25 protein-coding genes and 1 pseudogene are annotated in these 21,608 nt (G+C 76.6%); 14 read left to right on the forward strand and 12 right to left on the reverse strand.

Annotation, left to right across the window (positions count from 1 at the left end; all coding sequences use genetic code 11):
* Positions 1-18: 18 nt before the first annotated feature.
* On the forward strand, positions 19-474 hold the full coding sequence (locus F1641_RS04860) for a TipAS antibiotic-recognition domain-containing protein (protein WP_194903216.1): 456 nt from the start codon (positions 19-21) through the stop codon (positions 472-474).
* A 134-nt stretch (positions 475-608) separates the two neighbouring features.
* Positions 609-1,526, forward strand: a complete 918-nt coding sequence (locus F1641_RS04865; RefSeq protein WP_194903217.1) for a DMT family transporter — start codon at positions 609-611, stop codon at positions 1,524-1,526.
* Here the strand turns inward: F1641_RS04865 and F1641_RS04870 are convergent.
* Genes F1641_RS04870 through F1641_RS04880 form a run of 3 tightly spaced genes read right to left on the reverse strand, consistent with a single transcriptional unit; the run spans position 1,523 to position 3,507 of the window.
* The gene (locus F1641_RS04870; RefSeq protein WP_194903218.1) at positions 1,523-2,449 is read right to left on the reverse strand and encodes an alpha/beta fold hydrolase; all 927 of its coding nucleotides are present in this window, start codon (positions 2,447-2,449) and stop codon (positions 1,523-1,525) included. The genes F1641_RS04865 and F1641_RS04870 overlap by 4 nt on opposite strands.
* Positions 2,450-2,498: 49 nt before the next feature.
* Positions 2,499-3,065 carry a pyridoxamine 5'-phosphate oxidase family protein gene (locus F1641_RS04875; RefSeq protein ID WP_194903219.1) on the reverse strand — a complete coding sequence of 189 codons (567 nt, stop codon included), beginning with the start codon at positions 3,063-3,065 and terminating at the stop codon, positions 2,499-2,501.
* Positions 3,066-3,099: 34 nt separating this feature from the next.
* Positions 3,100-3,507: a helix-turn-helix transcriptional regulator gene (locus F1641_RS04880; RefSeq protein ID WP_309225395.1), complete on the reverse strand. Its 408-nt coding sequence runs from the start codon at positions 3,505-3,507 to the stop codon at positions 3,100-3,102.
* 128 nt (positions 3,508-3,635) lie between these two features.
* Here F1641_RS04880 and F1641_RS04885 point away from each other — a divergent pair, with 128 nt between their 5' ends.
* Complete coding sequence (locus F1641_RS04885) at positions 3,636-4,097, forward strand: hypothetical protein (protein ID WP_194903220.1); 462 nt, start codon at positions 3,636-3,638, stop codon at positions 4,095-4,097.
* A 91-nt stretch (positions 4,098-4,188) separates the two neighbouring features.
* On the opposite strand, the gene F1641_RS04890 is transcribed toward F1641_RS04885, so the two are convergent.
* Positions 4,189-4,569: a VOC family protein gene (locus tag F1641_RS04890; RefSeq protein WP_255513861.1), complete on the reverse strand. Its 381-nt coding sequence runs from the start codon at positions 4,567-4,569 to the stop codon at positions 4,189-4,191.
* A gap of 56 nt (positions 4,570-4,625) precedes the next feature.
* A complete protein-coding gene (locus F1641_RS04895; RefSeq protein WP_194903222.1) occupies positions 4,626-5,858 on the reverse strand; it encodes an acyltransferase family protein in 1,233 nt (410 codons plus the stop codon).
* Between the two features lie 168 nt (positions 5,859-6,026).
* On the opposite strand from F1641_RS04895, the gene F1641_RS04900 reads away from it, so the two are divergent.
* Positions 6,027-6,914, forward strand: a complete 888-nt coding sequence (locus F1641_RS04900) for a methylated-DNA--[protein]-cysteine S-methyltransferase (RefSeq protein ID WP_194903223.1) — start codon at positions 6,027-6,029, stop codon at positions 6,912-6,914.
* Positions 6,915-6,951: 37 nt separating this feature from the next.
* Positions 6,952-7,191, forward strand: coding sequence for a toxin-antitoxin system YwqK family antitoxin (locus tag F1641_RS04905; RefSeq protein WP_206690477.1), 240 nt, complete (start codon positions 6,952-6,954; stop codon positions 7,189-7,191).
* Here the strand turns inward: F1641_RS04905 and F1641_RS04910 are convergent.
* The 5 genes from F1641_RS04910 to F1641_RS04930 form a co-directional block, all read right to left on the reverse strand.
* A complete protein-coding gene (locus tag F1641_RS04910) occupies positions 7,178-8,608 on the reverse strand; it encodes an FAD-binding oxidoreductase (RefSeq protein WP_255514177.1) in 1,431 nt (476 codons plus the stop codon). The two genes, F1641_RS04905 and F1641_RS04910, sit on opposite strands and share 14 nt — an antisense overlap.
* 29 nt (positions 8,609-8,637) lie before the next feature.
* Positions 8,638-9,594, reverse strand: coding sequence for an aminoglycoside phosphotransferase family protein (locus F1641_RS04915; protein ID WP_194903225.1), 957 nt, complete (start codon positions 9,592-9,594; stop codon positions 8,638-8,640).
* Positions 9,595-9,740: 146 nt separating this feature from the next.
* On the reverse strand, positions 9,741-10,718 hold the full coding sequence (locus F1641_RS04920; RefSeq protein WP_194903226.1) for an ATP-dependent DNA ligase: 978 nt from the start codon (positions 10,716-10,718) through the stop codon (positions 9,741-9,743).
* A 130-nt stretch (positions 10,719-10,848) separates the two neighbouring features.
* Positions 10,849-11,235 carry a VOC family protein gene (locus F1641_RS04925; protein ID WP_194903227.1) on the reverse strand — a complete coding sequence of 129 codons (387 nt, stop codon included), beginning with the start codon at positions 11,233-11,235 and terminating at the stop codon, positions 10,849-10,851.
* Positions 11,235-11,615 carry a VOC family protein gene (locus F1641_RS04930; RefSeq protein ID WP_194903228.1) on the reverse strand — a complete coding sequence of 127 codons (381 nt, stop codon included), beginning with the start codon at positions 11,613-11,615 and terminating at the stop codon, positions 11,235-11,237. Before F1641_RS04930 ends, F1641_RS04925 begins: the two co-directional genes overlap by 1 nt.
* A 62-nt stretch (positions 11,616-11,677) precedes the next feature.
* Between F1641_RS04930 and F1641_RS04935 the strand changes: the two genes are divergently transcribed.
* Positions 11,678-12,079, forward strand: a complete 402-nt coding sequence (locus F1641_RS04935) for a RidA family protein (RefSeq protein ID WP_194903229.1) — start codon at positions 11,678-11,680, stop codon at positions 12,077-12,079.
* 10 nt (positions 12,080-12,089) lie between these two features.
* Here F1641_RS04935 and F1641_RS04940 read toward each other — a convergent pair whose 3' ends face one another.
* Together F1641_RS04940 and F1641_RS04945 are read right to left on the reverse strand one after the other, a co-directional pair.
* Positions 12,090-12,653 carry a GNAT family N-acetyltransferase gene (locus F1641_RS04940; RefSeq protein WP_194903230.1) on the reverse strand — a complete coding sequence of 188 codons (564 nt, stop codon included), beginning with the start codon at positions 12,651-12,653 and terminating at the stop codon, positions 12,090-12,092.
* 19 nt (positions 12,654-12,672) lie between these two features.
* Complete coding sequence (locus F1641_RS04945; RefSeq protein ID WP_194903231.1) at positions 12,673-13,245, reverse strand: GNAT family N-acetyltransferase; 573 nt, start codon at positions 13,243-13,245, stop codon at positions 12,673-12,675.
* A gap of 75 nt (positions 13,246-13,320) precedes the next feature.
* Here F1641_RS04945 and F1641_RS04950 point away from each other — a divergent pair, with 75 nt between their 5' ends.
* From F1641_RS04950 to F1641_RS04985, 8 genes and pseudogenes are all read left to right on the forward strand, one after another.
* Entirely contained in the window at positions 13,321-14,949 is a 1,629-nt protein-coding gene (locus F1641_RS04950) for a CYTH and CHAD domain-containing protein (protein WP_194903232.1), read from the forward strand.
* A gap of 396 nt (positions 14,950-15,345) precedes the next feature.
* Entirely contained in the window at positions 15,346-16,203 is an 858-nt protein-coding gene (locus F1641_RS04955) for an amidohydrolase family protein (RefSeq protein ID WP_194903233.1), read from the forward strand.
* A 58-nt stretch (positions 16,204-16,261) separates the two neighbouring features.
* Positions 16,262-16,810, forward strand: coding sequence for an MSMEG_0572/Sll0783 family nitrogen starvation response protein (locus tag F1641_RS04960; RefSeq protein WP_194903234.1), 549 nt, complete (start codon positions 16,262-16,264; stop codon positions 16,808-16,810).
* A gap of 28 nt (positions 16,811-16,838) precedes the next feature.
* Complete coding sequence (locus F1641_RS04965) at positions 16,839-17,942, forward strand: MSMEG_0568 family radical SAM protein (protein WP_194903235.1); 1,104 nt, start codon at positions 16,839-16,841, stop codon at positions 17,940-17,942.
* Positions 17,939-19,477 (forward strand): MSMEG_0567/sll0787 family protein, encoded by a 1,539-nt coding sequence (locus tag F1641_RS04970; RefSeq protein WP_194903236.1) that lies wholly within the window; start codon positions 17,939-17,941, stop codon positions 19,475-19,477. Before F1641_RS04965 ends, F1641_RS04970 begins: the two co-directional genes overlap by 4 nt.
* A pseudogene (locus F1641_RS23710) lies at positions 19,477-20,411 on the forward strand (carbon-nitrogen hydrolase family protein). Before F1641_RS04970 ends, F1641_RS23710 begins: the two are co-directional and overlap by 1 nt.
* Positions 20,404-20,691, forward strand: coding sequence for an MSMEG_0570 family nitrogen starvation response protein (locus tag F1641_RS04980; RefSeq protein ID WP_194903237.1), 288 nt, complete (start codon positions 20,404-20,406; stop codon positions 20,689-20,691). The pseudogene F1641_RS23710 and the gene F1641_RS04980 overlap by 8 nt, the downstream one beginning before the upstream one ends.
* A 65-nt stretch (positions 20,692-20,756) precedes the next feature.
* A partial coding sequence (locus F1641_RS04985) for an NAD(P)-binding domain-containing protein (RefSeq protein ID WP_194903413.1) occupies positions 20,757-21,608 on the forward strand: 852 nt, incomplete at its 3' end.

Consider the following 21,608-nt stretch of genomic DNA (forward strand, 5'->3'; position numbering starts at 1 on the left):
AGAGCACTGGAGGTGCACGTGAGCGGGACCCAGCTGACGCCGGAGGAGCAGCGCGAGCTGTTCGGCGACTCCTTCAGCGAGGAGTACGCCGCCGAGGCGGAGCAGCGCTGGGGCGAGACGCCCCAGTGGACGCAGTCGCAGGAGCGCACGGCCCGGTACACGAAGGCCGACTGGCAGGAGGTGAAGGCCGAGGCCGACGCGCTCAACGCCGACTTCGCCGCGCTCCTCGCCGCGGGGGAGCCGGCGGACGGCGCTGGCGCGATGGACGTCGCGGAGCGCCACCGGCTCCACGTGTGCGAGCGCTTCTACGACATGTCGCACGCCATGCACCGGTCGGTCAGCCAGCTCTACGTCGACGACGCGCGCTTCACGGCCACCTACGAGGCCGTCGCCCCCGGGCTCGCGCAGTACGTCCGTGACGCCGCCCACGCCAACGCGGCGCGCCACGGCGTCGAGGAGGGCTGCACGAGCTGACGCCCCGACGCCGGGCGCGGGTCCTGCCACCGCGCCGTCGAGATCCTGCCGACCTTCCGGCGCACGGGTCCCGACGGCGCGGGACGGCGCGGAGCGGAGCGCCCGGACGCCGAGGATGTCGCTGTGATGCGCTCGTGAACCGCCGCTCCGCCCTGCTCTTCGCCGGCCTCGGGATCGCCTGGGGCGTGCCGTACCTCTTCATCGCGATCGCCGTCACGGAGCTGCAGCCGTCCGTGCTGGTGCTCGCGCGCACCGCCCTTGGTGCGCTGCTCCTGGTGCCGCTGGCGCTCGCCCGCCGCGAGGTGCTGGCCGCCCTGCGCCGCTGGCCGGCGCTGCTGGCCTACACCGCCACCGAGGTGCTCGTGCCCTGGCTGCTGCTGGCCCGCGCCGAGCGGTCGCTGCCCAGCTCCACCACGGCCCTGCTCATCGCCGCCGTGCCGCTGGTCGGGCTGCTGGTGGGTGCCGCGGCGCGCCGCGCCGGCCTCGACAGCTCCCCGCACCGCCCCCTCGGCGCCCGCGGGGCGCTCGGCCTGGGCGTGGGCACGCTCGGGGTGGCGGCGCTGGTGGGCGTCTCGCTGACCGCGGCCGACCCGGTGGCCGTGCTGGAGATGGCCGTCGTGGTGGTCTGCTACGCCGTCGGCGCCTGGGTGCTGGGGGCGCGCCTGCACGACGTCCCGAGCGTCGGCGTGATGGCGTGCTCCCTGGCCCTGGCGGCGCTGGTCTACCTGCCCGTGGTGCTCCTCGGACCCGGGCTCCCGGCGCAGCTCCCGTCCGCCTCGGTGGTGGTCGCCGTGGTCGTCCTCGGGGTGGTCTGCACGGCGGGCGCGTTCCTGCTCTTCGGAGCGCTGGTGAGCGCCGTCGGGCCGGTCCGCACCACCACGGTGGTGTACGTGAACCCCCTGGTCGCGGTGGTCGCCGGGGCCGTGGTGCTGGGCGAGCGGCTCACCGGGTGGACGGCGGTCGGGGCGGCGCTGGTGCTGGCCGGGTCGGTCCTGGCGACGGCGCCGCCCCGCCGGCGCGCCACCCCCGAGACCGCACCCGCTGCGGTCTAGCGCCCCAGCACCTCGCGCACCCGAGCGGCGAACGGCGCGGGGTCGTCACCCATCGCCACCACCCAGGGGGCGTGGTCGCCGGGGAAGAGCGTCGTGGGAAGGCCGAGCCGCCCCGCGACCGCCTCGGCGCAGCGCCGCGCGAGCTGCCCGTCGGAGGCCTCCCCGGCGGCGAGCACGAGCCGCACGCCCGAGTCCTGCGCCGCGCGCAGCCCCGGGACGTCGAGCGCGTACCCGCAGACGGTGAGCAGCCCGTGGGCGATCATGCGCTCCAGCGCCGCCACCTGCTCCGGGGGCGGGACGTGCTGGCCGTCGCCGTCGTCCTGCGCACCGTCCTGCGCACCGTCCTGCGCCCCGTCCTCTGCTCCGTCGTGGCCGTCGCCTGCCGCTCCGAAGCCGGCGAGGGCCAGGAACGCGCCCATCGCCGCCCACACCCCCTGCTCGTGCAGGAGCGCCACGACGCGCTCGGAGCCGCGCCGCGCGGCGGCGGCGTCGGGCCCGGGCAGCGCGCTGGTCAGCGGCGGCTCGTGGGCGACGACGACGCGCACCCGCTCGGGGTGGCGCGCCGCGAGGGCGAGCGCGGTCACCGCCCCGCCGCTGCTCCCGAGGACGTCGACGCGCTGCCCCGGGACCGCGGCGTCGAGGAGGGCGACGAGGTCGTCGGCCAGGCGGTCCGGGTCGGCGTCGTCGGTCGGGTCGTCCAGGGGGCTCGCGCCGAAGCCGCGGGGGTCGTGCAGCAGCACCGTCCGGTCGCGGGTGAGGTGCTCGGCGAGGTCGCGGAAGTCGCCGGCGCCCATCGGGTGGCCGACGAGCGCCAGGGGCGGGACAGCGCCGTCCGCGGAGGCCGGCTCGGACACCTCGGACACCTCGAGGTGGAGCCTGGCGCCGGGGACGTCGAGGGTGCGGGTGCTCCAGCGGGTGCTCATGCCGGGCTGACCGGCTGCAGCGCCGCGACTCATCGGTGGCGCTGGTGGGTCAGCCGCGGGGTGGGAGCGTCACCGCGGGGAGCCCGTCGATGCTCTCGGCGTTGCGGGTGCGCCAGTACTCCTCGAAGTGCGCGTCGTCGCGGCGGCTCTGGGAGGCGTCGAGCACGTCGCGGTCGCCGCGGAAGTCCATGAGCGGGACGGCGAAGCCGCACGCGTCGGCGACCCTGTCGACGTCGACGACCACCACCGACCGCTGCCCCACCTCGCGCTCCTTGGGGAACAGGGCCCGCACCTCGGCGAAGCCGGGGTCGCCGGCGAGGACGACGCGCCCGCGGCCGTGCAGGCGCACGATCGTCGGCCGGCCGGAGAACGCGCAGAACATCAGCACCACGCGGCCGTTCTCGCGCAGGTGGGCGATGGTCTCGGCGCCGGAGCCGCTGTAGTCGAGGTAGGCCACCGTGCGCTCGTCGACGACGGCGAAGGTGCCCGCCATCCCCTTCGGCGAGACGTTGACGTGGCCGTCCGCCGCGAGCGGCGCGCTGCCGACGAAGAAGACCGGCTGCTCCACCATCCAGGCGGCGAGCTCGTCGCTGATGCCGTCGTAGATCTTCGCCATGCGGCCATCGTGCACCCGCTGGGGCGCCGGGTGGTCAGGCGGCGCGCGCCTGGACGGCCGTGGAGGCCGGGACCGTCGCGTCCAGCACCGCCAGCGCGGCCGGCGCGGGCACCGCGGACGGCGCGGACACGGCGGACGGCGCGGAGGCGAGGTCCAGGACGGCGAGGTCCGCCGCGACGGCCCGCAGCAGGGCCGACATCGGCAGCCCCAGCGCCTGGCACAGGGCCCGCAGCACCTCCGAGGAGGCCTCCGCCAGACCCCGCTCCACCTGCGACAGGTGGCCCGTCGACACCCGTGCGCCACCCGCGACCTCGCGCAGGCTCCGCCCCTGGGCGAGCCGCGCCCTCCGCAGCCGGGCCCCGAGCACCTCCCGCAGGACGGGCCGCTCCGCGGGCTCCTCGCGGACCAGGCGCAGCCCGCTGGTCGCGGTCCGAGGGCTCACCGGGGGCCTGCGGGGGTCTGCATCCCGACAGCACACCCCTCGACCCGCACCGCGGTCCAGCGGTGTTCACCGCCGGTGAACTCCGCGACCACCTCCCGGATCAGCGCCTCCGGTGGGACCGTGGTCGCGTGCTGCTGGGCGGGTCTCGCCGCGGGCTCCTCGTCGCCGAGGTCGACGCCCGCGACCTCACCACGTGCCGGCTCCTCGCCGTCTTCGAGCGCCGCCGCGGGGCGGACGGCGCGCTCGGCGTCCCCGTGGCGTTCCTCGCCTTCGAGGACGACGTCGACCTCGTCCACACCGCGCCCGAGCACCGCCGGCGCGGGATCGCCTCGGCGCTGCTGGAGCTGGCCCGCACCGAGGTGCCCGGCCTGGGGTACTCCGCCGACCACACCGCTGACGGCGCGGCCTGGGGCCGCGGGCGGGGCCTCGCCGTCCCCGAGGCGGAGGCGCTCGTGCCCGACCAGGAGGTCGCGTGGGCGGCCGCGGGCGTCTACCTGCACCTGACGCACGTCACCCCGGAGGAGCTGCTGTGGCAGCGGCCGCTGCGCCTGCGCGGGCGGAGGCGGCCCGGGCGCTGGCTCGGTCGTTGACGCAGATCTTGGCGATCGGTGGGTCGAAGAGGCCGTGATGAACCACCGATCGCCAAGATCTGCACAGACCGTCTCGGTCGGCTCGGGCGGTTCAGGACGCCGGGTCGGCGGGCGGGCCCTCCAGCACGATGACCGTGTTCCCGTCGGGGTCGGAGAAGGTGAACATCGGCGGCGCCCCCTCCAGGTGCAGCACCTCCGAGTGGGGCTCGACACCGGCGGCGAGGAGGCCGGCGTGGGCGGCGTCGGCGCTGTCGGTCCAGTAGCGGACCCCGATCGGCAGGCCGCTCGCGCGCGTCACGAGCGCGACGAGCACCTCGCTGCCCGGGGGTGCGACCTCGACCAGGCGGGCGCCCGGCCACAGCACGCTGTCGAAGCGGACCTCGCAGCCGAGCACGTCGCGGTAGAAGGCCAGCGCGCGGTCGAGGTCGGTGACCTCCACGGAGGTGCTGAAGATGCCGGTGGTGAGTCCCATGCCGCGACGACCCCGTCGGGCGGGAGGACTCATCGGCCGCGGCCGGCCCTTCGGGCTCAGCGCGCCCCGAGCGAGGCGCCCAGCAGGGGGCGGTACCGGCGCCCGTTCAGCCAGCGGCCCACCCACGTGCCGCGCACGAGCAGGTCGTAGCTGAGGAGCAGCACCACGCCGCTGACGGCCCAGGCGACGAGCAGCTGCAGCAGGGGCGCCCACGCCAGGTGCGCCAGCGTCAGCTGCACCACGGCGGTGAGCGGCAGGTGCGCGATGTAGACCCAGTACGCGGAGTCGGCGAGGTAGCGCACCGCCGGCGACTCGCGGGGGAGCAGCTGCAGGAACAGCCCCACGAGCCCGAGCACCCACGCCCAGCCCGCCAGCGCCACGAGCGGTGCGTGCACGAACAGGGGCGTCGTCTCCCAGCTGGTCGTGCGCTCCAGCGCCACCGCCGCGGCGCTGACGACGACGGCGAGCACCAGGTGCCCCCGCCACTGCGCGGTGAGGCGGGCGAGCGCGTCGGAGCGGGCGTGCAGGAACCACCCCACGAGGAACGCTCCGAGGTAGGTCATCAGCGGCACCACGTCGGGCAGCAGGTCCGGCGGCTGGTGCACGCCGTGCCGCGCCGTCCCCTGCAGCAGCAGCGCCGCCAGGTACGGGACGGCGGCCAGGAGCACCCCGCCGCGGGCCGAGAGCACACCCCCGGCGGCCGCGCCCCACCGCGCGAGGCGCTCCGCGCCCGCCGTCGCGAGCAGCAGGGCCCGCCCCATCAGGACGACGACGATGACCTGCACCAGCACCCACAGGAACCACAGGTGCGCCGGGTCGAGGAACAGCCAGTACGGCACCCCGCTCGGCAGCGGCGGGACGCTGCCGGCCTCGCCGCGCAGCCAGGCCGCGTAGTGCTCGACCCCGATGATCGCCACGAGGACGACGGGGGAGAGCGCCGCCAGCGGCAGGAGGATCCGCACGGCCCGGTCGCGGACGTACGAGGCGGCGCCGCGGCGCACGAGGACCAGCCGGCCGAAGTACCCGGCGAGCGCCATGAACAGCACCATCCGGAACAGGTGGATCACCAGGACGGTGCTCTCTGCCGTGCCGCTCTCCAGCGGGGTGACGTCGACGAGCGTGCTCCCGGGCAGGAACGGCGACAGCGTGTGGAGCACGACCCCGAGGCCCAGGGCCACCGCGCGCAGGGCGTCGAGGCCGTGGAGACGGGTGCTCGCCGCCGGCCCGCGGGGTGTCGCGGGTGGGGCCGACGGAGCTCCGGCGGCCGGGCTGCTGGGCCGGCTCGTCACCGTTCGACCGTACGTGAGGGCGCTCGTCCAGGGCGCCCGATCCCGACCGTCCGGTCGGATCTGGTGCCGAGTCGTGACCCCCGCGCGGGTGTCACCGGCCGCCCGGCACCCGGACGGGTGGCGCTCAGCGGAGTGCCCGGTGGACCGCGGCGCTCCTACCGTCGCAGCATGCCCGTCGAGATGCTGCGCGCGACGACCCCCGCCCCGCCGTCCCCGCCCGCGACCCCCGCGGACGGGCGCGAGCGCGTGCTCGCCGCCTGCCGCGCGATGGACGACGCCGGCGGCCCCCTCCCGCCCGAGCAGCTCGCCGCCGCGGCCGGCTGGAGCACCCGGCAGCTGCACCGCCGGTTCGCCGAGGTCACGGGGACCACCCCGCGCGCCTACGGCGAGGCCCTGCGCGCGGCCCGGCTGGGCCCGGCGCTCGCGGAGACCCGGGACACCGTGCTCGACGCGGCGTTCGCCACCGGGTACGGCTCGGTGCGCGCCTTCTACGAGCAGGGTGCCGCCCGGCTCGGCATGACCCCGTCGGCGTGGGCCGGCGGCGGTCGCGGGGAGCGCCTGCTGTGGACGGCCGGCCCGTGCTCGCTGGCCGGTGAGGACCTGCAGCTGCTCGTGGTGGCCTCCCTCGCGGGCGTCGTCGCCGTCCGGCTGGGGTCCGACGTCGAGGCGCTCCTCGCGGAGGTCGCCGGCGAGCTGCCGCTGGCGCAGCTGGCCCGCGAGGACGACGCGCTCACCGACGTCCTCGGCGCCGTCCGGGCCCTCGCGCGGGGCTCCGCCGGGCCGGTGCTGCCGGTCGACGTGCGCGGCACCGCGTTCCAGGCGGCGGTGTGGGCGGCGCTGCGGCGCATCCCCGCTGGTCAGACGCGCAGCTACGCCGAGGTCGCCGCCGAGGTCGGCAGCCCCGGAGCGGTCCGCGCCGTCGGGACGGCGTGCGCCCGCAACCCCGCCGCGCTCGTGACGCCCTGCCACCGGGTGGTCCGCTCCGACGGGGGCCTGGGAGGCTTCCGGTGGGGCCTGGAGGTCAAGCGCGCGCTGCTCGACGCGGAGCGCGGCTGACGCTCCGGCCGGGAGGCGGCAGCGGTGAGGGGGCGGTGTGGCGGGGCAGATCGGGGCCGAGCAGTTCGGTGACGACGGCGTGCACGTCGAGCACCACCGCGACGGCTCGGTGCGGGCCCGCGGCACCGTGCTCGACGGGCAGCCCGAGGGCTACTGGGAGTGGTACCGCCTGGACGGCACCCGCCTGCGCTCGGGGCACTTCACGGGCGGCGAGCCGGTGGGGGAGTGGACCACCTACGACCGGCGCGGCGAGGTCCACAGGGTCACCCGCCGCTGACGCCCGCTGCTGCCACGGCGGGCAGCACGTGCTCCCGGTACCAGTCGCTGTGCAGGACGCCGTCGGGGTCCAGGGCGCGCTGGCGCTCCACCAGGGCGGGCAGGCCGGGGTGGGCCCGCAGCAGCTGGTCGGGGCGCGCCCACCGGTGGTAGGTCAGGAAGTAGCTGCCGCCCCGCTCCAGCGCCAGGTCGATGAGCCGCTGGAAGGCCGCCTCGCTGCTCGTGAGGCCGTCGGGGGTGTGCTCGGTGTGGATGTTCAGCACCAGGCACGCGGAGCGGTGGCGCGCCCAGGGCAGCGCGGTGTCGACGTCCTGCTCGACGAAGCGCACGGTGGCGTACACGACGTCGACCCCGTGCGCGCGGACGTCGTCGGCCACCGCCGCGCAGAAGTCCGCGAGGCGCTCGGGCGGCACGTAGAGCTCGCCGATCACCTCGCTGGCGCGCGGGCCACCGCGCAGGGCGTCCAGGCGGAGGTGGTACCCGTCGACGTAGTCGGCGAGCTGGTGGGTGTCGGACCAGTACCGCTGGCCCGAGGTCGCCAGGTAGTGGCGCACGTACTGGGCGTAGCCGCGCGCCTTGTCAGCGTGCGCGAGGGCGATCAGCTCCGACCAGTCCTCCCGCGAGAGGCGCTGCTGGCCCTCGGGCACGGTCTCGAAGCCGCCGGCCGACCCGCCGGCCGGTCCGTCGACGGGCCGGTAGCAGGAGAAGACCCCGTCGCGGAGGAAGCCCGGTGACGCCGGGTCGATGTCCGGCTGGAGGTCGCCGTAGAGGTAGCCGGCCGCGATCCGCTCGTCCACGCGCCGGGCGAGCTCGGTGGTGCTGGAGAGCTCGACGTCGCGCTGCATCACCTGCCGAGGCGCCAGGCGGAGCACCAACGAGACCACCACGCCGAACAGCCCGTACCCGCCCAGCACGGCCCGGAAGAGCTGGGGCTCGCGGGTGCGGCTCGCGTCCACGAGCCGGCCGTCCGGGAGCACCACGCGCAGCGACTCCACGTCGGCGGCCAGGGGCGCCATCGCCAGCCCCCGTCCGTGGGCGTTCACCGAGGCCGAGCCCCCGACGCTGAACCCGTCGGCCCCGGTCTGCTTCTGCCGGATCCCCCAGGCGGGCCCGTCGCCGCGCTGCTGCTGCGCGCCGAGCGCCGCGACCAGCTCGGGCCACTGCACCCCGGCGCCCACCTCGACCAGCCCGCGCTCGCGGTCGACCGGGCCGACGGCGTCGAGGCCGCTGGTGTCCAGCAGCAGCCCTCCGGAGGCGAACTGCTGGCCGCCCATCGCGTGGCGCCCCCCGGCCGCGGTGAGGCGCAGTCCCTCGGCGCGGGCCCGGGCCAGGGCCGCGGCGACGCCCTCGGCGTCGCGCGGCCGGAGGACCTCGAGCACCTCGGTGGCGTTGAGGGCGGAGTGGACGTCGTCGACCATCACGGGCCCGACACTGCCAGTCGCTGCGGTCAGCTGTCGTGCACCGCGCCCGCCAGCGCGCGCAGGGCCTGGGCGACCATCGGCGGGTTCGTGTCCCAGTAGTAGGGGAGGGCCTGCACCGCCTGGTGCACGGCCGTGCCGCGTCCGCGCTCCCACGCGTCGTCGTCCACCCCGAGCTCATCGCGGAACCGCGCCCTCGCCGCACCGGTGAGGAGGTTCCAGGCGGGCAGGAGGTCGACGGCCGGGTCGGCCAGCCCCAGGGAGCCCCAGTCGATGACGCCGCTGAGCGCACCACCTGCTGCAGCCCCGTCACCGCCCACCAGGAGGTTGCCGGGCAGGAGGTCGCCGTGCGCCCACACCGGCGGCCCGGCGTGCGGAGCGGCCTCGCGGGCCCGGTCCCAGCAGCGCAGCACCGCGCGCGCGTGGACCCTGTCGCCGAGCTCGGAGACCGCCGTCCGCACCTGCTCGTCCAGGGCCTCCAGCGGGCCGCCCCGCCGCCCGGCCTCGCGCACCGGCGGGCCCCCGAGGCGGCTGAGCGCCGGCGGCAGCTCGCGCAGCGCGCGGACCAGGCGGGCCAGGTCGGTGGCGGTGCGCTCGCCGTCGTCGAGCGCCGGGTCGGCCTGTCGGCCGGGCAGCCAGGTCACCACCGACCAGGCGAACGGGTACCCGCACCCCGGACGGCCCGCGGCCACCACGCGGGGCACGGCCAGGGGCAGCCGCGCCGCCAGCGACGGGAGCCAGCGCGCCTCCAGGGCGGCCTGTCCCTCGGCCCACGCGATCTTCGGCAGCCGCACCGCGAGCCCCGGCCCGTCAGGGCCACCGGCGCCGCCCGCTCCCGGGAGCCGGTAGACGTCGTGGTCGGTGCCCGAGGAGGTGACGGGGACGACGGCGCAGCCCGCGAGCTGGGGGTGCTGCTCGGCGAGGAGCGCGCTGACGAGGGGGGAGTCGGTGGGGACCTGGTCGCGGTGGAGCAGCGGCGAGGGCATCGGGACCCACCCTGGCGGCTCTGCGGCCCCGGGGCAACGGAGTTCACCACCTGCTCACCCACCGGCCCCACCTCCTCGTGATCATGGACCTCCGGCGCACTTCCGGTCCGTGATCATGGACTCCGGGAACACCGGTGCACGAGCCGTCACGCCGGCGCGCGGCGCTCGCGGGCGCGGCGCTTGCCCTCGTGCATCGCGGCGACCCGGGGCACGGGGATCGCGTGGCCCTCGTCGAGCAGCACCCGGGGAACCACCTGGGCCGCCGGGAGCGCGTCGCGCCAGGGGTCGCCGCTGGTCGGGGCCGCCTGCCCGGCGAGCCGTGCGGCGTTGTGCACGGTGACGTCCGTCGGGACGACGTCGTCGAGCGCGTCCCACGGGACCGGGAACGACACGGGTGTGCCCGGGCGCACCCGGGGGCTGTAGCAGCACGCCAGGCTCCCACCGCCGGCGCGCGTCGGGTCCAGGAAGACGCGTCCGCCGCGGTCGGCCAGCAGGAACGCCGTGGTGGCGGCCTCGGGGTCGAGCCGCTCGGCGCGGGCCGCGAGCGCGCGGGTGGCGGCCGCGGCGTCGTCGGCCGCGACGTCGCGCACCGGGACCACCACGTGCAGCCCCTTCGCCCCGCTCGTCTTGACGGCGCCGGCCAGCCCCGCCTCGCCGAGGGCGCGCTCCACGAGGCGGGCCGCGGCGACGACGGCGGAGAAGGGGGCCTCGGCGGGCGGGTCGAGGTCCAGCACGAGGTGCGTCACGGCGCCGTCACCGTCCAGGACGGTCGGGTGGAGCTCGACGGCGCGCTGGCCGGCCAGCCAGACGAGGGTGCGGGCGTCGTCGGCGAGCGGGTACCGGACCGTGCGGTGCGAGGCCTCGGCCCACACGTCCTTCGTGGCGATCCACCCCGGAGCCGACTCGGGCAGGTTCTTCTGCACGAAGGGGCGCTGCCCCGGCCGCACGCGCGTCACCGTCAGGGGGCGTCCGTGCAGCTCGGCGACCAGCGGCCCGGCGAGCGCCCGCACGTGCTCGACGAGGTCGCGCTTGGTGGCGCCGGCGCCCTCGAACAGCTCGGCGTCGAGGTTCTTCAGCTCGACGCCCTCCACCACCTCGGCGCCACCGGCGTCTGCTCGGGCCATCCCCCGACGCTAGGGGTGTCCGAGGCGGCTCGCCGCCCCTGGCGTCGCCCGGGTGGACCTGCAGCTGACGGGCGAGGAGATCACGTGGCGCGGCCCGGCGCCGTCCTACGGCGTCGGCCCGGGAGCACCCTCAGGCCTGCTCGCCCCAGGTGAGGCAGAAGGGGTGGCCAGCGGGGTCCGCGTAGGCGCGGAAGCCCTCGGCGGCCTCCAGGTCGTGGGCCGCCAGCAGCAGGCGGGCGCCCTTGCTGAGCGCCTCCGCCTCGGCGGCGCGGGGGTCGTCGACCTCCAGGTCGAGGTGCACCTGCTGGCGCACCGCCGGGTCGGGCCAGGTCGGCGGGACGTGGTCGGGGGAGAGCTGCACGCCCACCACCGGCTGACCGTCGACGTGCACGCTGTGCCAGCGGCCGTCCGACCACGACGGGACCACCACCTCGCCCTCCAGGAGGTCGGCCCAGAAGCGGCTCTCGGCGGCGACGTCGGCCGCGTCGAGGACGACCAGGCGGTTCCGCGGGCGCATCACTGGCCCCAGCAGAGGCAGAACGGGTGGCCCGCGGGGCTCGCGTAGACCCGGAAGCCCTCGTCGGCGTCGAGGTCGACCGTCTCCTCCACCAGCCTCGCGCCCTTGGCGAGGGCCTCCTGCTCCGCGGCGCGGACGTCCTCCACGTCCACGTCGAGGTGCACCTGCTGGGGGACGGCCGGGTCGGGCCAGGTGGGGGCGACGTGGCCGGGTGCCCGCTGCACGCAGATGTCGGGCACGCCGGACCCGCTCGGGAACTGCACGGTGTGCCAGTCGTCGTCGGCGCGGACCACCTCGCCGTCGAGGAGGTCGGCCCAGAAGCGGCTCTCGGCGGCGATGTCGGCGGCGTCGAAGGCGATGGACAGTCGAGGCGTTCGCATGCCACCGCATCGTGGACCCGACCCCTGACAGCGGCTCGCCGATCACCTGCTGAGATGCCGCCATGACGTCGAGCGAGCGGCAGCTGGTCTCCTCCGGTGCGGTGTGGGAGGAGGTCGTCGGCTGCTCCCGGGCGGAGCGCGTGGGCCCGTGGGTGAGCGTCGCGGGCACCACCGCGTCCCTGCCCGGCGGCGGGGTCGTCGGCCCCGACGACCCCGCCGAGCAGACCAGGGAGGCGCTGCGGCGCGTCGCCGCCGCGCTGGAGGAGGCGGGCGCCTCCCTGGCCGACGTCGTCCGCACCCGCCTCTTCGTCACCGACATCTCCCGCTGGGAGGAGGTCGGGCGCGCCCACGGCGAGGTGTTCGGCGCCATCCGCCCCGCCACGTCGATGGTCGAGGTCAGCGCCCTCATCGACCCCGCGCTGCTCGTGGAGGTCGAGGCCGACGCCGTCGTCCCCACCCCCTGACGAGCGGACCTCAGCGCGGGTCGGTGGCCAGCAGGGAGCCGATCCAGCCGTCGTCGCGCTGCCCGCGGGCCACGAGCAGGCCGCGCACCTCGCCCTCGACGCGGAACCCGCACTTCTCGGCGACCCGCCGCGACGCGTGGTTGCCGACGACGGCGCGCCAGTGCACCCCGACGAGGTCGAGCTCGGTGAAGCCCCAGTCGAGCAGGGTGCTCACGGCGCGCGTCATGACGCCGCGACCGCGCGCCGCCGGGTGGAGACCGAAGCCCACCTCGGCCCACCCGGCCTCGCCGAGGCGCAGGTCGACGGTGCCGGCGAACCGGCCGTCGGCCTCGATGGCGAAGCCCGCCAGCGAGCCGTCGTCCCAGCCCGCCGCGAGGTGGGTGAAGAAGCCCTCCACGTGGTGGCGCTCGTAGGGCACCGGGACGGTGGTCCAGCGCTGCATGTCGGGGTCGTTGCACTGCTCGAACACCGCCTCGGCGTCCTCGGGGCGGTGCTCGCGCAGCAGCACGCCGCCCCCGGCATCCAGCACCGGGCGGGGCGGGAGCGGAGGTCGCGGTGGCGGGTCAGCGGTCACCGAGCAACGGTGACAGGACTCAGCCCGCGTGATCCACCGGTCCGCGGAGGTCGCTCGCCAGCAGCGTCGCGATGACCCCGTCGACGCGCTCGCCCCGGTGCAGGAGCAGCCCGCGCACCCGCCCCTCGACGGTGAAGCCGCACCGCTGGGCCACCCGCAGCGAGGCGGTGTTCTCGACGTCGGCCCGCCACGTGACCCCCGCCAGCCCGAGGGCGTCGAAGCCCCAGGCGAGCAGGGCGGTCACCGCCCGCGTGGCGACGCCGCGGCCCCGCGCCGCAGGGTGCAGCCCGAACCCCAGCTCGGCCCACGCGCCGTCCTCCGGCCGCAGGTCGACCGTGCCGCGGTAGGCGCCGTCGACGTCGACGACGAGCGTGGCCAGGTCGCCCTCGCGCCAGCCGCGCTCGGCGTTCGCGAGGAAGGCCTCTGCGTTGACCAGCTCGTAGGTCTCCGGGATCCAGGTGAAGCGCTGCACCTGCGGGTCTCGGTGCTGCTCGACCACCGCCGCGAGCTCCGCTGGGTCGTCGGCGCGCACGGGGCGCAGGACGACGCCGCCGCCCGCGTCGAGCACGGGGGCCGGGGGGAGGTCGGGCACGCGCCCCACCGTGGCAGGTGCGTCGGCGGCCGTCTCGGCGAGCCGTCGTCGGTGATCATCACTACGGTCTGGAGCATGGCCAGGAAGTCGTCGGAGGGCTCAGCGACCGGCGGGGTGTCCACCTCGCGGGAGTCGGAGCGGAAGTTCTCCCTCGGGGAGGACGCGACCCTCCCCGACCTCGTCGGAGCCGGTCGCGTGGCCGCCGTCGACGAGGTCGTCGCCCACGACATGGTCGCCGTCTACTACGACACCGCCGACCTGCGCCTGGCCCGCGAGGGCGTGACCCTGCGCCGTCGCGAGGGCGGCGCCGACGACGGGTGGCACCTCAAGCTGCCCGTCGGCTCCAGCACCGACCGCGACGAGCTGTCCGTGCCGCTCGCCGACGGGGGCGAGGCCGCCGAGGGCGCCCACCCGACCGCGCCGAGGGCGCTGACCGCCCTGGTGACGGCGCTCGTGCGCGTCTCGCCGCTCGGCCCGGTCGCCGAGCTGCGCACCCACCGCGAGGTGCGGGTGCTGCGCGACGCCGAGGGCCGCGCCCTCGCCGAGGCGGCGCTCGACGACGTCGAGGTCGCCGTCCCCTCCGGCGCCGGCGAGGGCTCGCGGGGCGTGGTGCCCGGGCGCTTCCGCGAGCTCGAGGTCGAGCTGCTCGACGACGGCGACGAGGCCGACCTCGACGCCGTCTCCGACGCCCTCGTGGCCGGCGGCGCGGTGCTCGGCGCGCAGGTCTCCAAGGCCAGGCGCGCTCTCGGTGACCCGGCGACGGCGCTGTCCGACGTCCCCGAGCCCGGCGAGGTCGGGCCGCGCTCGACCGCGGCCGAGCTCGTGCGCGCCTACACCGCCGAGCAGGTCCGGGCGCTGCGCCGCCACGACCTCGGCGTGCGCCGCGGCGAGGACGACGCCGTCCACCAGATGCGCGTCGCCGCGCGCCGCCTGCGCAGCGGGCTGCGCGTCTTCCGCCCCCTGCTCGACCAGGCCTGGGCCGACGACCTGCGCGGCGAGCTCGCCTGGCTCGCCGGTGAGCTGGGGGCCGCCCGCGACGGGGAGGTGCTCGCCGAGCGCCTGGCCGTGGCGCTGGAGGGGCTGCCGGCCGAGGTCGACGCGGGGGACGCGACGCGCCTGCTGCGCGAGCACCTCGCCGAGCAGCACCGCGACGGCGAGGCCGTGGCGCGCGCGGCCCTGGGCAGCGAGCGGTACGCGGCGCTCCTCGACCGGCTGGTCGACGCCGCCACCGCGCCGCCCACCACCCCCGCCGCGGAGGGGGAGTGCCGCGAGGTGCTGCCCCCGCTGGTGCGCAGGGCGTGGAAGAAGCTGGCCCGCGAGGTGTCAGCGCTGCGGATGGCCGGCGACGACGACTCCTGGCACGACGCCCGCAAGACCGCCAAGCGCGTCCGCTACGCCGCCGAGGCGGTGGCGCCGGCGCTCGGCAAGCCGGCCAAGAGGTTCGCCAAGCAGGTCGAGCGGGTCACCGAGGTGCTGGGGCAGCACCAGGACGCCGCCGTCGCGGCTGACGTGCTCAACCACCTCGCGACCGACCGCAGCCGTGCGCTGCACCTGCCGCGCAGCGCGGCCGCGGCGGCGAAGGTGGGCTTCGCGCTCGGGTCGCTGCACGCCGCCCAGCGCGCCGAGGTGCGCGTGCTGCGCGCCGACCTGCTGGACATCTGGCCCGAGGTCTCCCACGGGGCTCACCGCTCCTGGCTCGGCTGACCCGGCTCCGGAATCGCAGTCGAGCGCCTGGTTGCGGTTCCTGACCCCTCCGGAATCGCAGCCGAGCGCCTGGTTGCGGTTCCTGACCCCTCCGGAATCGCAGTCGAGCGCCTGGTTGCGGTTCCTGACCCCTCCGGAATCGCAGTCGAGCGCCTGGTTGCGGTTCGTGACCCCTCCGGAGTCGCAGTCGAGCGCCTGGTTGCGGTTCGTGACCCCTCCTGGACCGCAGCCGAGCGCCTGGTTGCGGTTCGTGACCCCTCCGGAATCGCAGTCGAGCGCCTGGTTGCGGTTCGTGCCTCTGGCGCGGCGGAGGTGTCGATCGAGGTGAGCACCTGGCAACCCTCGGTTGCCACGGATGTGACCAGGCGGAAACACCCCGCTCGTTGACTCCCCGGCATGGCAGCAGGGGACGGCGGCGGACGCCGGGGCGTGGGGAGCGGCGTCCACGACGCCCACCGCCACCTCGGCGTGCTGCCCGCCCACCCGTTCTACGGGGGGCCACCGGTCAACCCCGACACGGCCGCCGTCGCCGACGTCGACGCGCTGCTGCGCTCGCTGGACGAGGAGGGCGTCGAGCGCGCCCTCGTCATCCCCAACTACGGCGTCCCCGACGTCAGCGCCTCCTTCGCGCTCAACGAGCTCGTGCTCGAGGCCGCCGACCGCGACGACCGGGTCCGCGCCGGCCTGTGGGTCTCACCCCGGCCGCAGGACGCCGAGCTCACGGCCGCGGCCCTGGCGCTCGCGGGGGAGAGCGGCGTCGTCGCGCTGAAGACGTCGTTCCTCCTGGGCGGGCGCGCCAGCGACGAGGCGTGCCGCCCGCAGCTCGACGCCGTCTTCGGCACCGCGCGGGAGCACGGGCTCGTCGTCCACGTGCACACGAGCCCGGGTGCCGCCTCCGACGTCGACGAGGTCGGTGAGCTGGTGGAGCGCTACGGCGACGACGTCGCCATCCACCTCGTCCACCTGGGCGGCGGCATGAGCGGGCACATCAAGCTCATCGGCTCGCGCTTCTTCGACTGGGTCGAGGCCGGCAAGCGCGTCTACACCGACACCTCCTGGGCCATCGGCTTCGCGCCGCGCTGGCTGGCCGCCGAGGTGCAGCGCCGCGGAGTCGGCCACGACCGCGTGCTCTACGCCTCCGACGAGCCCTGGGGGGATGCCGCCGGAGAGCTGGCGCGGCTGCGCGCCGCCGCCGGCGACGGCGAGCTGGCCCGCCTGTGGCTCACCGAGAACGCCGCAGCCCTCTACGGCTGAGCGACCACCACCGACCCACCTCGTCCACCCCACCCGCACCCACCAGGAGGAGCCCGAGATGACCACCACCGCTGCCGCCACGTCCGACGAGACCGCCGCCGCCATCGCGGAGGCTGCCGAGAAGTCGAAGAACGAGATCCAGCACCCCTCGCTGGAGAAGGGCAGCAGCCTCTACGGCTCCACCAAGATCTTCCCGGACTACCAGGCCGAGCCCGGCCAGAGCTACCTCACGCTCGTCCACGGCATCGCGCACGAGTCGTCGGTGAGCTTCGTGGCGATCCTCCAGGCCACCCGCGCGCTGCGGAAGGGCTTCGACTCCGTCCTGTACTTCTACGGCCCCGGCTCCATGAACTGCATGGCCACCCGCGGCTTCCCCACCACGGGCGACTCCGCCTTCCCCGGCGAGCACAACATCAACAACAGCCTGGAGACCTTCATCGCCGAGGGCGGCACCGTCTACTGCTGCCGCTTCGGCCTGTCGCTGCACGGGCTGCGCGAGGAGGACCTCATCGCCGGCGTCATCCCCTGCCACCCGCTCGACGTGCAGGACGCGCTCATCCACTACGCCAGCAAGGGCGCGATCATCAACAGCACGTACATGGTCTGAGCCGGCGGCTCCAGGGGGGACGCCAGCGATGAGCCTGGACACCAGGGTCGCCGTCGCCATCCGCGGCGTGCGGACCGCCACCGGCGTGCCGGTGAACCGCCGGGGCGGAGCGGGGCCGAGCGACGACGGCCACCTCCGCCTCGGCGGGCGGGGCGCGGCACTGCCGATCGACCCGACGAGCCCCTACCTGGTGCGCGACGGCCGGCTGCTGCGCTCCGCCGGCTGCGGCGACCCGGGGACGGGTGACGCGGAAGAGGTGTGGGTCGACACCGGCCTGGAGGCCGAGGCCGTCGCCCGGCCCCGCTTCTACGACCTGGTGACGGCGGACGGCGTCCGCTACGACCAGCTGGCCCGCCTGCACGGCGCTGACGTCCTGGCCACCACGGTGGTGCAGACGTGCATCCGGTACGCCGAGGACCAGCGCTGCAGGTTCTGCTCCATCGAGGAGTCGCTGCGGGCCGGGGCGACGACCGCCGTCAAGCGTCCCGAGCAGCTGGCGGAGGTGGCCGAGGCCGCCGTCCGGCTCGACGGCGTGCGGCAGGTGGTCATGACCACGGGCACCTCCAACGGGCGCGACCGCGGCGCCCGCCACGTCGCGCGCTGCGTCCGGGCGGTCAAGGAGGCGGTCCCGGGCCTGCCCGTCCAGGTGCAGGTCGAGCCCCCGGAGGACCTGGGCGCGCTCGCCGAGCTGCGTGACGCCGGCGCTGACTCCCTGGGCATCCACGTCGAGTCCCTCGACGACGACGTGCGCCGCCGCTGGATGCCCGGCAAGGCCACCGTGTCGCTCGAGCGCTACCGCGAGGCGTGGGCCGAGGGCGTGCGCCTCTTCGGCCGCAACCAGGTCTCCACGTACCTGATCCTCGGGCTGGGGGAGGACCGCGACGAGCTCGTCGCGGGCGCCGCCGAGCTGGCGGCGATGGGGGTCTACCCCTTCGTCGTCCCGTTCCGGCCGATCGCCGGGACGCTCGCGGTGGACGTCGACGGCGCTCGGCCGCCCGCCCCCGAGGTGCTCGCCGACGTCACGGCCCGCGTGGCCGCCGACCTGCGCTCCCGCGGCATGCTCAGCAGCGGTCAGAAGGCCGGCTGCGCGGCGTGCGGGGCGTGCAGCGCGCTGCAGGCGGCCGGCGCATGAGCCTCGCCGGCAGCACCGACGTCGGCGGCGTGCTCCTGGGCGCGGTGCCCCTCCCGGTGCGCGCCGAGGCGCCGTCGTGGTGCATCGAGGTGGCCGACGCCGCGGGTGTCGCCGCCCACCGGGCGCTCCGGCGCGAGGTGTTCGTGGCCGAGCAGGGCCTCTTCGGCGCCAGGGCCGCCGAGGAGGACGCGCTCGACCACGACGGGCGCACCGTGGTCCTCGTCGCTCGCGAGCCCTCCCGGGACGGCTCGCCGGGACGGGTGCTGGGCGGGGTGCGCCTCGCGCCCGCCGGCCAGCACCTCACCGGTGGGGTGGACGTCGGCTGGTGGGCCGGGTCGCGCCTGGCGGTGGCCCGCGGAGCCCGTGCGTCACGCATCGGCCCCGCCCTGGTGCGGGCCGCGTGCGCGCACGCCGAGGCGGCCGGGGCGCTGCGCTTCGACGCGACCGTCCAGGACTCCGCCGAGCCGATGTTCCGGCGCCTCGGCTGGGAGCGCGTGCGCGACGTCGTCGTCCCGGGGGCCGAGGCCGTGCCTCACGTCCTGGTGCGCTGGCCCATCGGCAGGACCGCGACCCTGCTGGAGGCCACCAAGGCTCCGCTGGGCGGGCTGCTGGCGGGGCTCTTGAGCGGTGGGGCTCACCTCGGTGACGACTCCGCGCCCGTCCCCGGCAGCGACCTCGTGGCCGCGTGCGACGCCGTCGTCCCGTCCATGGTCGAGCGCGACCCGGAGTGGGCGGGCTGGTGCGCCGCCCTGGTCAACGTCAACGACGTCGCGGCGATGGGCGCCGTCCCCGTGGGGCTGCTCGACGCCGTGGGCGCCCGCGACGCGTCATTCGCGGCCCGGGTGCTCTCGGGCCTGCGGGCTGCCTGCGAGGCGTACGGGGTGCCGCTCCTCGGCGGGCACACGCAGCTCGGCGTGCCGGCGGCGCTGTCGGCGACGGCGCTCGGCCGGGTACCGGGCGGGCTCGACCCCGTCCCCGGCGGCGGTGGCCGGCCCGGTCACGCGGTCTGGCTGGCCGTCGACACCGCCGGCGGCTGGCGCCGGGGCCACGCCGGCCGGCAGTGGGACTCCACCACCTCCCGGACGCCCGAGGAGCTCCGCGCCCTCACCGGGGTCGTGGGGCGGACCCGTCCCGCGGCCGCCAAGGACGTCTCGATGGCCGGCGTGGTCGGCACCCTGGCGATGCTCGCCGAGGCCAGCGGGACCGGCGCCGTGCTCGACGTCGCCGCCGTGCCGCGACCCACCGCGGCGGGCGCAGGGGACTGGCTCACCTGCTTCCCCGGCACCGGCTTCCTGCTCACCGACGACCCCGCCCGCGACCTCGCCGCCGCAGCCCCGGAGCTGCTGGCCGTGGACGGCTTCCGCCTCGAGCGCTGCGGCGAGCTCGTGGACGCCCGCGCCGGCGCCCCCGGCGTGCTCCTGCGCTGGCCCGACGGCGAGACCACCCCCGGCACCACCCCCGGGGGGCGGGCCACGGGTCTCGGTCCCGCGGCCCAGCCGGACCCAGCAGCTCCCCACCTGGAGGTGAACCCCTGATGCTCACCGTCGCGGCGGTCTCCGCCGGCTTCACCCGAGACCTCGACGCCTGCTTCGCCCAGGTCGAGCGGCTGGTCGACGACGCGCGCGAGCGAGGCGCCGGCCTGCTCGCCCTGCCCGAGGCGGCGGTCGGCGGCTACCTGTCCGCGCTCGGCTCCCACGGCGACGTGGCCGACCCCACCCGGCCCGCGCGCTCGCAGCCGCCCGCGCTGCGCCTGGACGGCCCGGAGGTCGCGCGGCTGCGCGCGATCGCGGGTGACCTCGTCCTCTGCGTCGGCCTGTGCGAGCTCGCCGGCGCGGACGACGCCCGCGACGACGAGGGGGCGCGCTACAACACCGCCGTGTGCCTCACCGGCGACGCGGTGCTGGGCGCCTACCGGAAGGTGCACCAGCCCTCGGGGAGCACCTGGCCTACGCCGCGGGCAGCGGCTTCGGCGCCTTCGAGACGCCGGTCGGGCGGATCGGGATGCAGATCTGCTACGACAAGGCCTTCCCCGAGGCGGCCCGCGCGCTGGCGCTCGACGGCGCCCAGCTGGTGGTGAGCATGTCGGCGTGGCCGGCCTCGCGCACCGGGGCCGCCGCCGTCCTGGCCGACGACCGGTGGACGCACCGCTTCGACCTCCTCGACAGGGCCCGCGCGCTGGACAACCAGCTGTTCTGGGTGGCGTCCAACCAGGCCGGCACCTTCGGGTCGCTGCGCTACGTGGGGTCGGCCAAGGTCGTCGACCCGGGCGGCGCGGTGCTCGCGCACACCGGCACCGGGCCGGGCACGGCGGTGGCCACCATCGACCTCGACGGAGGCCTGGCGGCCGCGCGCGGCGGGATGTACCACCTGCGCGACCGGCGCCCGGACGCCTACGGCGCCGCCCTGGCGGCCGTCCCGGCTCCGCTGCCCGAGCCGGTCTGGGAGCGCGCGGGGGCTGGTCGTGCCTGAGGCGACGTTCCGCGTGCGCTGGCCCGACGGCAGCACGGAGGCCTGCTACTCGCCGAGCCTGGTGGTCCACGACCACCTCGCCGTCGGCAGCGAGTACCCCGTCGCCGACTTCAGCGCCCGCGTCACCGCTGCGATGGACGAGGCCTCCGAGCGGGTCCGCGCCCGGTACGGGATGGCGTGCACCAGCGCCGCGGCCACGGCTGCCGGGGTCCGCTCCCGCGCGTCGGCCTTCACCACCGGCGGCGTCGTGCGCGTGCTGTCGATCGAGCCGCCGCTGTGAGCGGGCAGCTCGACGGGCGGCACGTCCCCGTCGTCGTCGTCGGCGGGGGACAGGCGGGGCTGTCGATGAGCTGGCACCTGGTGCGGGCGGGCGTGGAGCACGTCGTCCTGGAGCGCGGGACCGCCTGCCACGACTGGGCCGACCGCCGGTGGGACGCGTTCACGCTGGTCACGCCCAACTGGCAGTGCCAGCTGCCCGGGTACGGCTACGACGGCGACGACCCGGACGGCTTCATGACCCGCGACCAGGTGGTGGCGTGGCTGCGCCGCTACCCCGCGGCGTTCGGCGCGCCCCTGCACGAGGGGGTGTCGGTGACAGCGCTGCGCGAGGCCCCCGGCGGGGGCTTCTCCCTGGCGACGACGGCGGGCGCGCTCACCGCCGACCAAGTGGTCGTCGCCACGGGCGGGTACCACCAGCCGGTGCTGCCCGCGGTCTCCCAGCGCCTGCCCGACGACGTCGTCCAGCTGCACTCGGCCGGCTACCGCTCGCCGGAGGCCCTGCCGCCGGGAGCGGTGCTCGTGGTCGGGTCGGGGCAGTCCGGCGCGCAGATCGCGGAGGACCTCCACCTCGCCGGCCGAGAGGTGCACCTCGCCCTGGGCAGCGCGCCACGGGTGGCGCGGCGCTACCGCGGGCGTGACTGCGTGGCGTGGCTGCACGACATGGGCGTCTACGACGTCGGCATCGAGGCGCACGCCGGCGGCCTCTCCAAGCGGGAGTCGACCAACCACTACGTCACGGGCCGTGGTGGCGGTCGCGACATCGACCTGCGGGCCTTCGCGCGTGACGGCATGCACCTGCACGGCCGGCTGGCGGCGGTGCACGGACCGTCGCTGCGCTTCGCGCCGACCACCGCCGCATCGCTGGACGCCGCCGACGCGGTCGCGGAGTCCATCAAGGACGACATCGACCGGTGGGTC

Origin of the sequence: Quadrisphaera sp. INWT6 (assembly GCF_015390235.1) — a bacterium.
Classification (GTDB): domain Bacteria; phylum Actinomycetota; class Actinomycetes; order Actinomycetales; family Quadrisphaeraceae; genus Quadrisphaera.

Coding starts and splice junctions, on each gene's coding strand:
- F1641_RS04910 (WP_255514177.1), bottom strand. CDS start 8,608: ATGGTCGACGACGTCCACTCCGCCCTCAACGCCACCGAGGTGCTCGAG.
- F1641_RS04950 (WP_194903232.1), top strand. CDS start 13,321: ATGGCCAGGAAGTCGTCGGAGGGCTCAGCGACCGGCGGGGTGTCCACC.
- F1641_RS04890 (WP_255513861.1), bottom strand. CDS start 4,569: ATGGGACTCACCACCGGCATCTTCAGCACCTCCGTGGAGGTCACCGAC.
- F1641_RS04925 (WP_194903227.1), bottom strand. CDS start 11,235: ATGCGCCCGCGGAACCGCCTGGTCGTCCTCGACGCGGCCGACGTCGCC.
- F1641_RS04960 (WP_194903234.1), top strand. CDS start 16,262: ATGACCACCACCGCTGCCGCCACGTCCGACGAGACCGCCGCCGCCATC.
- F1641_RS04875 (WP_194903219.1), bottom strand. CDS start 3,065: ATGGCGAAGATCTACGACGGCATCAGCGACGAGCTCGCCGCCTGGATG.
- F1641_RS04900 (WP_194903223.1), top strand. CDS start 6,027: ATGCCCGTCGAGATGCTGCGCGCGACGACCCCCGCCCCGCCGTCCCCG.
- F1641_RS04965 (WP_194903235.1), top strand. CDS start 16,839: ATGAGCCTGGACACCAGGGTCGCCGTCGCCATCCGCGGCGTGCGGACC.
- F1641_RS04970 (WP_194903236.1), top strand. CDS start 17,939: ATGAGCCTCGCCGGCAGCACCGACGTCGGCGGCGTGCTCCTGGGCGCG.
- F1641_RS04920 (WP_194903226.1), bottom strand. CDS start 10,718: ATGGCCCGAGCAGACGCCGGTGGCGCCGAGGTGGTGGAGGGCGTCGAG.
- F1641_RS04935 (WP_194903229.1), top strand. CDS start 11,678: ATGACGTCGAGCGAGCGGCAGCTGGTCTCCTCCGGTGCGGTGTGGGAG.
- F1641_RS04915 (WP_194903225.1), bottom strand. CDS start 9,594: ATGCCCTCGCCGCTGCTCCACCGCGACCAGGTCCCCACCGACTCCCCC.
- F1641_RS04930 (WP_194903228.1), bottom strand. CDS start 11,615: ATGCGAACGCCTCGACTGTCCATCGCCTTCGACGCCGCCGACATCGCC.
- F1641_RS04870 (WP_194903218.1), bottom strand. CDS start 2,449: ATGAGCACCCGCTGGAGCACCCGCACCCTCGACGTCCCCGGCGCCAGG.
- F1641_RS04955 (WP_194903233.1), top strand. CDS start 15,346: ATGGCAGCAGGGGACGGCGGCGGACGCCGGGGCGTGGGGAGCGGCGTC.